The organism is Streptomyces sp. NBC_01276 (genome assembly GCF_041435355.1).
Taxonomy (GTDB): Bacteria; Actinomycetota; Actinomycetes; order Streptomycetales; family Streptomycetaceae; genus Streptomyces.
In genome coordinates, this window is the sequence record NZ_CP108442.1 from 4,516,906 (window position 1) to 4,529,218 (window position 12,313).

The 12,313-nt window shown below is 71.3% G+C and carries 13 protein-coding genes and 1 pseudogene; 6 read left to right on the forward strand and 8 right to left on the reverse strand.

Going from position 1 to position 12,313, the window contains the following annotated elements:
* Positions 1 to 33 precede the first annotated feature (33 nt).
* Both OG295_RS20305 and OG295_RS20310 read left to right on the forward strand, forming a co-directional pair.
* Positions 34 to 645: a hypothetical protein gene (locus tag OG295_RS20305; RefSeq protein WP_371678151.1), complete on the forward strand. Its 612-nt coding sequence runs from the start codon at positions 34 to 36 to the stop codon at positions 643 to 645.
* Between the two features lie 57 nt (positions 646 to 702).
* Positions 703 to 1,197: a DUF5949 family protein gene (locus tag OG295_RS20310; protein WP_371678152.1), complete on the forward strand. Its 495-nt coding sequence runs from the start codon at positions 703 to 705 to the stop codon at positions 1,195 to 1,197.
* Between the two features lie 63 nt (positions 1,198 to 1,260).
* Here the strand turns inward: OG295_RS20310 and OG295_RS20315 are convergent, their stop codons facing one another.
* Positions 1,261 to 2,526: a cytochrome P450 gene (locus OG295_RS20315; RefSeq protein WP_371678153.1), complete on the reverse strand. Its 1,266-nt coding sequence runs from the start codon at positions 2,524 to 2,526 to the stop codon at positions 1,261 to 1,263.
* A gap of 144 nt (positions 2,527 to 2,670) precedes the next feature.
* Positions 2,671 to 3,837 carry a low temperature requirement protein A gene (locus OG295_RS20320; protein ID WP_371678154.1) on the reverse strand — a complete coding sequence of 389 codons (1,167 nt, stop codon included), beginning with the start codon at positions 3,835 to 3,837 and terminating at the stop codon, positions 2,671 to 2,673.
* 243 nt (positions 3,838 to 4,080) lie between these two features.
* Between OG295_RS20320 and OG295_RS20325 the strand changes: the two are divergent.
* The 3 genes and pseudogenes from OG295_RS20325 to OG295_RS20335 all read left to right on the forward strand — a co-directional run.
* A pseudogene (locus OG295_RS20325) lies at positions 4,081 to 4,902 on the forward strand (MFS transporter); the annotation flags it as partial.
* 46 nt (positions 4,903 to 4,948) lie between these two features.
* Positions 4,949 to 5,380 (forward strand): hypothetical protein, encoded by a 432-nt coding sequence (locus OG295_RS20330; protein WP_371681430.1) that lies wholly within the window; start codon positions 4,949 to 4,951, stop codon positions 5,378 to 5,380.
* Positions 5,381 to 5,417: 37 nt separating this feature from the next.
* Entirely contained in the window at positions 5,418 to 5,657 is a 240-nt protein-coding gene (locus OG295_RS20335; RefSeq protein WP_371678155.1) for a hypothetical protein, read from the forward strand.
* A gap of 13 nt (positions 5,658 to 5,670) precedes the next feature.
* On the opposite strand, the gene OG295_RS20340 is transcribed toward OG295_RS20335, so the two are convergent.
* On the reverse strand, positions 5,671 to 6,120 hold the full coding sequence (locus tag OG295_RS20340; RefSeq protein WP_371681243.1) for an MscL family protein: 450 nt from the start codon (positions 6,118 to 6,120) through the stop codon (positions 5,671 to 5,673).
* Positions 6,121 to 6,294: 174 nt separating this feature from the next.
* Entirely contained in the window at positions 6,295 to 6,837 is a 543-nt protein-coding gene (locus OG295_RS20345) for a hypothetical protein (protein WP_371678156.1), read from the reverse strand.
* A 196-nt stretch (positions 6,838 to 7,033) separates the two neighbouring features.
* Here OG295_RS20345 and OG295_RS20350 point away from each other — a divergent pair, with 196 nt between their 5' ends.
* Entirely contained in the window at positions 7,034 to 7,396 is a 363-nt protein-coding gene (locus OG295_RS20350) for a DUF6086 family protein (protein WP_371678157.1), read from the forward strand.
* Positions 7,397 to 7,469: 73 nt separating this feature from the next.
* On the opposite strand, the gene OG295_RS20355 is transcribed toward OG295_RS20350, so the two are convergent.
* From OG295_RS20355 to OG295_RS20370, 4 genes are all read right to left on the reverse strand, one after another.
* Positions 7,470 to 8,303, reverse strand: a complete 834-nt coding sequence (locus OG295_RS20355; RefSeq protein ID WP_371678159.1) for an S-methyl-5'-thioadenosine phosphorylase — start codon at positions 8,301 to 8,303, stop codon at positions 7,470 to 7,472.
* Between the two features lie 83 nt (positions 8,304 to 8,386).
* Positions 8,387 to 8,704 (reverse strand): FmdB family zinc ribbon protein, encoded by a 318-nt coding sequence (locus OG295_RS20360; RefSeq protein ID WP_371678160.1) that lies wholly within the window; start codon positions 8,702 to 8,704, stop codon positions 8,387 to 8,389.
* Between the two features lie 67 nt (positions 8,705 to 8,771).
* Positions 8,772 to 10,115, reverse strand: a complete 1,344-nt coding sequence (locus tag OG295_RS20365; RefSeq protein WP_371678161.1) for an MFS transporter — start codon at positions 10,113 to 10,115, stop codon at positions 8,772 to 8,774.
* Between the two features lie 547 nt (positions 10,116 to 10,662).
* Positions 10,663 to 12,123, reverse strand: a complete 1,461-nt coding sequence (locus tag OG295_RS20370) for a potassium/proton antiporter (protein ID WP_371678162.1) — start codon at positions 12,121 to 12,123, stop codon at positions 10,663 to 10,665.
* Between the last annotated feature and the right edge of the window lie 190 nt (positions 12,124 to 12,313).

A 12,313-nucleotide genomic window follows, 5' to 3' on the forward strand; every position in this document is an offset into this window, starting at 1 on the left:
CCCCGCACCGAAGATCCCCGAAGGGGTTCCCGTATGCGCCAGCCCACCGCCGCCCTCGCCGCCGCCACCCTCCTGCCCGTCCTGCTGCTCGGCGCCACCGCCTGCCAGAGCGCCCCCGAGGGCGCCGCACTCGCCCCCGCCGCCGCACCCGCCGTCCCGGTCGACGACGGGGCGCCCGGCACCGACGAGGAGCCCGCGGCGCCGGCCCGCGGCGCGGACGGGGCCACCGCGAAGGATGCCCATGTGGGTGACTCCGTACGGGTGCAGGGACGCGAGGTGGGGCGACACCTCCAGGCCGTCCTCGCCGCCTACGTGGACCCCGCGCTCAGCGTGGAGCCGAACTACGGGCCCCCCGCCGGGAAGCGCTGGACGGCCGCCTCGATGTCGTTCGTCAACGTCGGCGGCGCCTCGTACGGGCCCCTCGGGCGCATGTGGGCGTACGACAGCGCGGGAAAGCGCTACCCGGCCGTGCGCACCGGTGAACTGACCACCGGCAAACCACTCGTCTTCGATTCCCTCGCGGTCGGTGAGCGGGCCGAGGGATGGGTGGTGTTCGAAATCCCGGAAAACACGCGCATTGTGCGGCTCCAGTATCAGGACGCGAACATCCGGGCGAATTCCGGAGGGGGTTTCTGGTCGGTCTAGCCCGCCCGGGTGAAAGGCCGTGAAAGGGCCCGGTTCCAGAGCACTAAGGTGCGGCGCATGACTTCAACGCAAGCCGAAATCGACCGGTCCCACCTCGGCACCCTTTCCGTGCTCGCCTGGATCGGTGACCCCTCCGAAGGGCACGACATCCCGTACCTCCTCGCCTACACCCTCGGCGACGGCCCGCAGGGCCGGGAGGTGGGCGAGAAGGCCGCGCGCGGACTGCTGGAGGAGATCGGCCTGCCCATCGGCGACGTCGTCATGGACGGCACCCGCAACCCGCGCACCTTCGCCGTGCAGATCCTCCTCGCGGGCAACCAGGTCGCCCTGACCCTGCCCGGCCTGAACGCGACCTGCACCGCCCCCGACGAGTGGGTCGCCGCCGCCGACGAGAGCGGGCAGGCGTACTTCCTGTTCGCCACGCGCGCCTGGCCGGAGGCCGTCCCCGGCAAGCCGGTCACCCCCGAGCTCCTGCAGGCCTTCGCCGGCGACGAGGAAGTGCTGACCAGCAGCGCCCACTGCGTCCTGACGGTGCAGAGCCTCCAGCAGTAGGCGGGACCGCGCTCCGGCCACCGGGCTCCCAGCCCGCCCGGTGGCCGGTCCCCCCGCCTGCCGTCACACCCCGGTGTGGGGGCAGTCGAAGGCGAAGCGCAGTGAGCGCACCCGGTTGTCGAAGCTGGACCCCGCCAGATCGGGCAGCCCCACCGCGCGCAGCCCCACCGGACGGGTCAGCAGCTCGCGGAAGAGCGCCTTCATCTCCACCCGGGCCAGGTGCGCGCCCAGGCAGAAGTGCGGACCGCCACCCCCGAAACCCAGATGGGGGTTGGGGGAGCGGGTGATGTCGAAGGCGTCCGGATCGGGGAAGACCGCCTCGTCACGGTTGGCGGAGGCGTAGTACAGCACCACCTTGTCGCCGGGCCGGAACAGGTGTCCGCCCAGCGTGTGTTCGGCCGCCACCGTCCGGCGGAACTGGATGATCGGCGTCGAGTGCCGGATCATCTCGTCCACCGCGCCGTCCGCGTACTTCTCGAAGTCCGAGAGCAACAGGTCCCGTTGTTCGGGGAAGTCGGTCAGCAGCGTCAGCCCGTGCGTGATGGCGTTACGGGTCGTCTCCACCCCGGCCACCATCAGCAGACTGAAGAACGCCCCCAGTTGACGGGCCCCGAGCGCCTGGCCGTCGACGTTCGCGCAGACCAGCGCCGAGATCAGGTCGTCGGTGGGGTGCCTGCGCCGCTCCCGCCCGATCCCCGCGACCATCCGCTGCATCCGCGCCAGCGCCCGCAGCCCCCGCCCCGGCATCCGCAGCCGCGACGCCAGGCCCCGCTCCACCCCGATGTTCTCGGAAGCGTGGTTGACCCGGTCCGCGATCTCCGCCCGGTAGCGCTCCGGGATGCCCATCATGTTGCAGATGACCTCCAGCGGCAGCCGGGAGGCCACCGCCGACACGAACTCGTCGGGCCGCCCCTCCAGCACGTCGTCCACGATCCGCGCCGCCACCGCGTGGATGTCCTCCTCGGCGGCGGCCAGCAGACGGGGCGTGAAGGCCCGCTGCACGATCTTGCGCAGCTGCGCGTGGTCCGGACCGTCCAGGTTGACCATCGAGTCCCCGAACAGCGCCCGAACCCACCGGGCCGGCTCCGGCGTGGTGACCCCGGGCGCGCTGGCGAACACCTTGGGCAGCCGGCTCGCCTCCTGCACGTCCGCGTGCCGGACGAGCGCCCAATGGCCGGCCCCCTCCGGGACGAACACCGGGGACGGCAGCGCGCGCAGGCGCGCGAAGGCGGCCAGGCGCCGGTCCGGCGGAAGCTGCCAGAAACCCGGCTCGGCCAGTTCCGCTCCGGGACCGGTCGTGCTGCTCTGCCGTTGCGGGGGGAGTGTCATGGGCCGTCTCTTCCTGTCGCCTTGGTGCGTGACGCGCACCGCGTGATGTGCGGCGCGCCGTACGCGGTGCGCCGTGCTGCAGAACGGATCCACGGGCACGGGAGTGACGGCCCGCGGCCGGCGCCTCCTCCGGATCCCGGGACCTCAGACGGCGACGGCCGCCCGCGGCCCGCCCCGGACCGAGAGGGTCTGGCCCACCGCCACGGTCGCCGTCGCGAACAGGCCGGCGTAGAACACCGCGTAGTCACCCGTCCACGTGCACGCGAGGATCACCACGGCGGACACCGGCAGCACCAGCTGCTGGGCGAGACCCCGTTTGAAGTGCCGGGAGTGCAACAACCACACCATCATCAGGAACAGGGCCGTCGGGACGGTGACGGCGGCGTTCGCCGCCACCTGCGAAATGTGGGCCTGGCCCACCGCGTGCTCCACCGCGACCTCGATGCCCGCACCGATCGCCGCACCCGACGCGAAGATCAACAGATGGCCGTACCCCCACGGGATCGCCTCCCTGTTGGACGTCAGCCGCTCGTGCATCGGCACCGCGAAGTAGATCCACCACGCGGCGAACACGATCAGCAGCCCGCCGGCGGCGATCGGCAGCAGCTCACCGAGGGCCTCGTGCTCGTCGAGCGCCGACTTCACGGCCACCGTGCTCGCGGCGATCGTCTCGCCGAGCACGATGATGGTGAACAGCCCGTACCGCTCCGCGATGTGGTGCGCGTGCCACGGCGTCTGGTGCCCGCGCTCGGCCAGCACCGGAACCAACAGCTCCGCCGCCACCAGCACCAGGAACAGCCACCGCTTGGACGCGTCCGGGGCGAACAGCAGCGCCACCCAGCCCGCCTGGCACAACACCAGCCCCGCCGCGTACTTCAGCGCCGCCGTACGGGCCGCGCCGCTCTCCCCGGACGCCGCCCGCAGCCACTGCGCCGTCAGCGCCACCCGCATGATCAGGTAGCCGATGACGGCCACCGTCCAGTCGTTCTGGTTGAAGGCCCGGCTCACCCCCGCCGCGTAGACCAGCACACCGGCGATCTGCACGAGCGTCGCGATCCGGTACGGCACGTCGTCACAGTCGTAGGCCGACGCGAACCACGTGAAGTTCATCCACGCCCACCACACCCCGAAGAAGACGAAGAAGTATCCGATCACCCCGCTCCCCGGATGGCCCTCCGCCAGCGAGTGCACCAGACACTGACCGGCCTGGGCGATCGCGACGACGAAACAGAGATCGAAGAACAGCTCCAGCGGGGTCGCCGCCCGGTGGTCCTCGTCGCGGCTGCGCGCGGTCATCGGTACGTACGTCATACCGCCCAGCACAGCAGTGCCCAGCCGCCCGGCAGGCGAGGCGCGCGGCCCGCACCCCACGGGTACCCCGGCCGGACTCGTGGCGGCCCGCCGCCACCGGAACGATCCGGCGGAGCCCGGCCGGTGCCCGCCCGGCTCCGGGAACGCCGCCGCCCCCGGCCCGGGCGCGGCCCGCCCCGATTCGGAGCAACCCTAAGATCCGCACAACAGGCTGAAACGGTACAAACCACCTAGCGTGGTGCTGTGTCCGAGCCCACAGAAGCCCTCGCCGCAGCCCCGCCACCACCAGGGCCCCGCGAGGTCCCACCGTCGGCCGGACGGCCCGTCGCCGCGCGGGCCACCCTCGCCGGCACCGTCGTCTCCCTCCTGCTCATCGCCGCGATCGTGCTCGGCAGCCGCCTGCTGCGGGACTTCGACTCCGCCCTGCTGCCCTACGCCGTCGCCACGGTCTTCCTGGCCTTCGGCGTGGCCTACCGCTACACCGTCTGGGTCTCCGCCCCCGGCGCCCGCCGCCTCTTCAGGAAGGGCTTCGGCAGCTTCTTCTCGGCCGCCAACTTCAAGAGGGCGCCCACCGCCCTGCCGAGGATGACCGCCACCTACCTCGGCTTCCAGAAGTTCCTCGGCGCCCGCTCCCGCTCCCGCTGGGCCGCCCACCAGCTGATCTTCTGGGGCTGCCTGCTCGCCGCCGCGATCACCTTCCCCCTCACCTGGGGCTGGTTCACCTTCACCTCCGACAGCGGCTCCGGCCCCGGCTACGAGATGCGGATCTGGGGATTCGAGGTCCTCGGCTTCAACTCCCTCGACGCCCTCGGCTGGCTGATGTTCCACGGCCTGGACATCGCCGCCGTCCTCGTCATCCCCGGTGCCTCCTATTTCCTGTGGCGCCGGATGAAGGACCGCGGAGCCATCACCGGCCAGCGCTTCGCCTACGACATGCTCCCGCTGATCTGCCTCATCGTGATCTCGGTGACCGGGCTGCTGCTGACCTTCTCCTCGATCTTCCTGCGCGGCGGCGGATACGAGTTCCTCGCCATCCTGCACATGGTCTCCGTGGTGTTCACGCTCGCGCTGGGCCGGCGGCTGGCTCTCCGACCGGATGGGCGGCGCCAGGGTGACCATGCTGTCCTTCGTCGGCATGGTTGCCTCCCTGGTGGTCGTGATCTTCGCGCTTCCCCCGGGGAGCGACCAGGGCAGCTTCTGGGCCTTCTTCATCGGCTTCCTGGCGGCCTTCGCCTTCTCCGGACTGGGCAACGGATCCACCTTCCGGCAGATCCCGGTGATCTTCCGGGACCAGCACATGCGCCAAGCCGAGGGCCAGGGCCCCGAGGCGCAGTCGGCCGCGCTGAAGCAGTCCGAGACGGAGGCGGGCGCCGTCACCGGCTTCTCCTCCGCCATCGCCGCCTACGGCTTCTTCTTCATCCCCGCGATGTTCGCCGCCATGGCCGTCACCAACGCGCTGTGGATCTTCATCGGGTTCTACGCGACCTGCCTCGCCGTGTGCTGGTGGTTCTACGCCCGCAAGGGCGCCGAGGCTCCCAGCTGAACCGGGCGGGCGCCGGGGGCCGCCGTACCCTGGACGCATGAGCACCTCCGCCGCCCCCGACCCGCTGCCCGAGTCCACCGCGACGCCTCCGCCCGCACCGGCACCGGCGTCCTCGACGCCGGCTCCCAAGCCGCGCCCTCGGCTGGTCTTCGACGACCCGCTGGACCGGCAGTCGTCCGACGACACCGACCGCGGCTGGGGCGAGCGGCCGCCCACCGGCGGAAGCGCGGCCGACCTGGCCCGATTCCTCGACGAGAAGCCCCCGCACCACATCTGATCCGCCCGAGCGGTCAGAAGACGTCCCGCGCCCCCGGAGCCTGGCCGCTGCCACCGTTCGAGCCCCGCTGCGCCACCAGGGTGTCGCGGATCTCCTTGAGGACCTCCAGCTCGGTGATCTCCATGGTCTCCTTCACCCCCTCCTTGGCCTTGCGGCGCGCCTCCTGCCGGGCGAGGTACTTCGCCATCGGCAGGACCATCAGGAAGTAGACGACCGCCGCGGTGATCAGGAAGGTCAGTGCGGCGTTGAGGACCGACCCCCACAGGATGTTGACGCCGGTCGGCTCGCCCTTCGCGTTGATGCCACAGGGATCCTTCAGGCACGAGGTGTAGACATCCAGGCTTTTGGTGCCGATGGCGCCCACGAGCGGGCTGATGATGCCCTTCACGATCGAGTTCACGATGTTCGTGAACGCGGCGCCGATGACCACGGCCACCGCCAGGTCCACCACGTTGCCGCGCATCAGGAAGGCCTTGAAGCCCGCCAGCACGCTCTCCTTCTTCTTCTCGCCCACCACTGAGCCTTTCTCTCGAACCGCTGAATACGGAGTCAACTGTTCCGAAAGTTACGGCAGTCCGAGCCCGCAGTGTCCAATCGGGCCCCACATCAAGGTGACTTGACTGGGCGTACGTGCGAATCAGCACAACGTCACCGCCAGCCGTGCCACCGTGCCAGCGCCCACCAGGGCCCGAGCGGTGTCCCGGGGGACGGACAGCACCACCAGCGCGCCGCCGTCCCCGATGCCCTTCTCCGGCTCGGGCACCTCGGCGACCCGGGCTCCGGCCGCCACCACACGGGGCGGCCCGGTGCGCTCCGCCGCGACCACGTCCACCAGGTCCCCGGGGCGCAGCAGCCGCACCGTCGCCGCGTCCGCGATGCGCACGGGCGCCGACACCAGGCGTACCACCGCCGCCGGCGGTTTCGCCACGGGCGGGGCCGTGCCCCGGGAGGCTCGGGCCTGCGCCCCGCCCACTGCCAGGGCTGCCGCCACGACGGCCAGCCCGGCCGCGGTGGCCCGCCTGCGCCGCCGCACCGCACGACGCAGCCGGCCCCCGGCCCTGCCCACGCGGAGCGGGGGGAACGGGGGAACGGGGCGCGACGGGGGACACGCAGAGGGAGAGCGGACGGGGGAGGGGGAGGAGGGCGAACAGGGGGAACAGGAAGAAGAGGTCCTGGACATGGTGGGCACCGCCGAGCCGATCGGGATCCGTGTCCGGGTCCAGCGCCCGGACCCCCTCACGATCCGCCGTTCCGCCCGATGCCGCGCCGGCCTGTGGACGGTCCCCAGGTTGTGGACAACCCCGTCACCCTCGCGGGCGGCCCCCGCGCCCGCCCCCGACGGCGGAGCGGCAGCCCCCGCACGCGATCATCGACGGATGAGCCAGTACTACAACATGGCCGACGAGGTGCTCTGGAACCCGGCGACAGGAGTGTCCCGGCTCTTCCTCGCGCAGGTGGCCGTCTTCGAGCGGGAACTGGGGATCCCCTCCGGGATCGGTCCCATGGAGGCCGACGACAGCGAGGTCGACCCCGTGGGGCTCGCCCGGTTCGCGGAGGAACTCGTGGACCGGTACCTGCGCGGGAGCCATCCCGTCGCCGCCGCGCTGTCCGAAGGGTTCACCGCTGTCGTCGCGGCCTTGGCCGCGAGTGCCCGGATCCCCCTCGACCTGGGGGAGGGGGACCGGGCGGACCGGCTCCGCGAGCTCGTCCGCGGGGTGCGGCCGGCCGTGCGCGGCTGAGCCGGACGGGCGGAGGTGGCCGGAGGAAGGCGGCCGGAGGAAGGCGCGGTTGCCGTCGGGGTGGTGAGGGCGGCTAAGGGAGCTCGATGCCGAGGTCCCAGCCGTCGTGGGCGTGGGTGCACAGGCAGGAGCGGGACGCGGTCGGCGGGAGGGCCGCGACGGCGTCGAAGAGGACCTCCCGCAGCCGGCCGACGTTCTCGCCGAACACCTTGAGGACCTCCGCGTGGGAGACGCCCTCACCCGTTTCGGCACCCGCGTCCAGGTCGGTGACCAGGGCCATCGAGGTGTAGCAGAGTCCCAGTTCGCGGGCGAGGACCGCCTCCGGGTGCCCGGTCATGCCGACCACCGACCAGCCCGCCGCCGCGTGCCAGCGCGATTCCGCCCGCGTGGAGAAGCGGGGCCCCTCTATGACGACCATCGTGCCGCCGTCCACCGGCTCCCAGCCGCGTCCCCGCGCCGCTTCGAGCGCCACCGTGCGCCCGACCGGGCAGTACGGGTCGGCGAAGGTCGTGTGCACGACGTTGGGGATGCTGCCGTCCGGCAGCGGCTCCCCGTCGAAGAAGGTCTGGGCGCGGGACTTCGTACGGTCGACCAGCTGGTCCGGGACGAGCAGCGTGCCCGGCCCGTACTCGGCCCGCAGGCCGCCCACGGCGCACGGGCCCAGCACCTGCCGGACGCCGACCGAGCGCAGCGCCCACAGGTTGGCCCGGTAGTTGATCTTGTGCGGGGGCACGGTGTGGCTGCGCCCGTGCCGGGGCAGGAAGGCGACCGGTCGCCCGGCCAGCTCGCCCAGGTACAGGGAGTCGCTGGGGGGCCCGTACGGGGTCTCCACCTGGATCTCCGAGACGTCGTCCAGGAAGGAGTAGAAGCCCGAGCCGCCGATGACACCGATCTCTGCGTTGACCATGGCGCCACCCTAACCGGGTACGCGTAAGGCCCCGCCGCCCAGGAGGGCGAGCGGGGCCTTACGGAAAAAGGAAGGCGTACGGGTCAGGCGGCAGACGTGGAGCCGGCGCTGCTGCCGGTGCCGGACGACGACGTCGAGGAGGACGAAGCGGCGGCAGGCGCTGCGGTGGTCGTCGTCGAGGACGAGGACGAGGGCTTCGAGGCGGGCGTGCTGCTCGACGAAGCGCCACGGCTGTCGTTCCGGTAGAAACCGGAACCCTTGAAGACGATGCCGACCGCGGAGAACACCTTCTTCAGGCGTCCGTCGCAGCTCGGGCACACGGTCAGTGCGTCATCGGTGAACTTCTGCACGGCCTCAAGGCCCTCACCGCACTCGGTGCACTGGTACTGGTAGGTCGGCACGAATTTCCTCCTGGCACTCTGACTCAATGAGTGCTAACGACGCTCCATGGTGACGTATTCCGGCGGATCAGTCCACCGTCACAGGCTGGCGGTGACCGATGCCACGCTCGTCCACCCGGTTACGGGCGGCCGGCGCGGGGGTCGCCGCGGCGGCGGGAGCGGACGCGTTCACGATCCGGCTCGCGGCCGCGGGCGCCAGCTTCGCCCGCAGGGCCAGCAGGGTGACCAGCGCGAGCGCGGTCGCCACCAGCGGCACCAGGAAGCCGTACGAGGACCCGTGCGCGTCCGTCAGCCGGCCGGCCAGGGTTACGGCGCCGGCCTGGCCGAAGGCGACCGCGCCGGTCAGCCAGGTGAAGGCCTCGGTGCGCGAGGCGGCCGGGATCAGCTGCTCGATCATGGTGTAGCCGGTGATCAGCGCAGGGGCGATGCACAGGCCGACGACCAGGCCGAGGGCGCCCAGCAGGATCATCGAGTGGGCGGCCCACAGGACGGACGCGGCGGCGGTGAGACCGATGTAGCCGAGGATCAGGCGGCGGCGCGGGCCGATCTTCCAGGCGATGGCGCCCATGGCGATGCCGGCGGTCATGTTGCCGGCCGCGAAGATCCCGTACAGCAGGCCGTTGGCGCCCGGGTTGCCGATCTCGTTGGAGAAGGCGGCGAGCGAGACCTGCATGCCGCCGAAGACGGCGCCGATGCCGATGAAGGCGACGATCAGGACGCGCAGGCCCGGGAAGGACAGGGCGGAGGCGTGCTCCTGGCCGCCGGCCGGGACCGGGGCCGGCTTCGGCTCCGTGGCGCGCTGCGCGGCGAAGAAGAGGCCGCCGAGCAGGGTCAGGGCGGCCTCGGTGGCCAGACCGGCCGCCGGGTGGATGCCGGTGCACAGGGCGGTGGCGAGCACGGGTCCGACGACGAAGGTGAACTCGTCGGTGACGGACTCGAACGCGGCCGCGGTCGGCAGCAGCGGGGATCCTTCTAGCTTGGCCGCCCAGCGGGAGCGGACCATGGGCCCGACCTGCGGGACGGATGCGCCGGCCGGGACGGCGGCCAGCGCGAGCGCCCACAGCGGGGCGCCGAGGAGGGCCAGCGCGGTCAGAGCGGAGACCGCGGCGGCGTGGACCAGGACGACCGGCACGAGGACGGCGCTCTGGCCGCGGCGGTCGGTGAACTTGCCCATGACCGGTGCGAAGAGGGCCATGGAGACGCCGGTGACGGCGGCGACGATGCCGGCGTCGCCGTAAGAGCCGGTGGCGTGCTGGACGAGCAGCAGGATGCTGATCGTCAGCATGCCGAACGGCAGACGGGCGGCGAAGCCGGGGAGGACGAAGCCGAGGGCGCCGGGCGTGCGCAGAAGCTGCCCGTAGCCGGGTCGGGTGGACGTGGCGGACTTGTCGGTCGTGACCGCGGATGTCACGGCCTGGCCTTTCCGCTGCCTGGTAGAGCGTCCCCGTCTGCGGACGGTGAGCCGCCTTGTGAGCGACCGCACCCGTACATGTGGGAGCCCCGAGAGCTGTCCTCTTGCGCAGAACCGAGTGATACCTGGGCGCCCACTGCGGGAGGGTGCCACGGCCGCTTTGCGGTCGCGCCAGCTCTGCGTCAGGCAGAGTTGGTTCGATCTGGTGTGCCTTCATCGTACAGGGGAATCCGCTACCACGCCCTGTGATTTCTCTGGCAACTCGTGTCTTCACCTGGGATTAACTGGAGCTTCGCATTCCAGCACCCATGAAATGGGCGTGAAGGAGGTCATACACCACTGAAATCGGCCAGTTTAGAGCAACGCTCTATAGCGGAGTGTTCACCTTGACCACCCCTGTGTCACCCTCCGTCACCGAAAATCGCCGCCGGCCCACCGCGGGTGACCGCGTGCCCGGCAGCCGGGGAATGTCGACAAACGCGGACGAGCGTCGGTGGGCGTCGAGAGCTCGAAGAGTGCCGACGGACGCTGCGGCCGTCGGCCGCCCTCACAGTGACGTTCCGCCCCCGGTGCCCAGCCACCCCGCCAGCTTGCCGCCGCGCGCCACCGCCCGCAGCCGGGCCTCCGCCGCGTCGCGAACCGGATCCGTGGCCACCACCAGCAGTTCGTCCCCGCGCCGCAGCACGGTCGACGGCGCCGGTACGAAGCTCTTCGCGTCCCGGACCACCAGCGTCACCGACGCCCCCGCCGGCAGCCGCAGCTCGCTGACCTCCACCCCGTGCATGCGCGAGGCGGGCGGGATCGCGAAGGACAGCAGATGCCCGCGCAGTTTCTCCAGCGGCGCCGACTCGATCCCGAGGTCGGCCGCGGCCTCGTCCGTGTCGCCGAGCTTCAGCTTGAGCGCCAGCCACGGCAGGGTCGGGCCCTGGACCAGGGTGTAGACGACGACGAGCACGAAGACGATGTTGAAGACCCGGTCACTGCCCTCGATGCCGGTCACCATCGGGATGGTCGCCAGGATGATGGGGACGGCGCCGCGCAGGCCCGCCCACGACATCAGGGCCTGCTCCTGCCACGGGATCCGGAAGGGCAGCAGGCTGACGAACACCTCCAGGGGTCGCGCCACCATCGTCAGCACCAGTCCGATGATCACCGCGGGCCAGAAGTCGTTCACCAGCTCGTGCGGGGTGACCAGCAGGCCCAGCAGCACGAACATGCCGATCTGCGCGATCCAGCCGAGCCCGTCGGCGAACCCGCGAGTGGCCGGCCAGTGCGGCAGCTTCGCGTTCCCGAGCACCATGGCCGCCAGGTACACCGCCAGGAAGCCGGAGCCGTGCGCCATCGCGCCGGCGGCGTACGCCGCCACGGCTATCGCCATCACCGCGATCGGGTACAGACCGGAGGCCGGCAGCGCCACGTGCCGCAGTCCGTACGCTCCCACGAAACCCACCGTCAGGCCGATCGCGGCGCCGATGGCCAGCTCCAGCGCGATCTTGCAGAGCAGGATGTACCCGTCGTCCACCGGTCCGACCGTCGCGAAGGCCACCACCAGGATGACGACGGGAGCGTCGTTGAAGCCGGACTCGGCCTCCAGCACGCCCGTGACCCGCGACGGGAGGGGGACCTTGCGCAGAACGGAGAAGACGGCCGCCGCGTCGGTCGAGGAGACGACCGCGCCGATCAGCAGGGCCTGCCGCCACTCCAGCCCGACCAGGTAGTGCGCACCCGCCGCCGTGACGCCCACGCTGACCGCGACGCCGACCAGCGACAGTACGATCGCGGCCGGCAGTGCGGGTTTGATCTCTTTCCACTTGGTGCCCAGACCACCCTCGGCGAGGATCACGACGAGTGCCGCGTAACCGATGACCTGCGTCAGCTCGGCATTGTCGAATACGACGTTGCCGATGCCGTCCTGGCCTATCGCTATGCCTATGCCGAGGTAGATGAGCAGGCTGGGGAGGCCGCTGCGTGAGGAGATGCGTACCGCCGCTACCGCGACGAGCAGCACGAGCGAGCAGACCAGCAGGAGCTCGTTGAGCGTGTGGACAGTCAGCGGGCGGCCCTTTCCTCAGCGCGCCTGACGGAGCGGCGGATCGTTCCTTCCGGAGGCGCGTCCGGCAAGTTACTTCGTTACCTTACCTAATCTTTGACGATTTCTTGACGCGATAGTCACATTGTGAAACGCCTGTTCGGCCCTG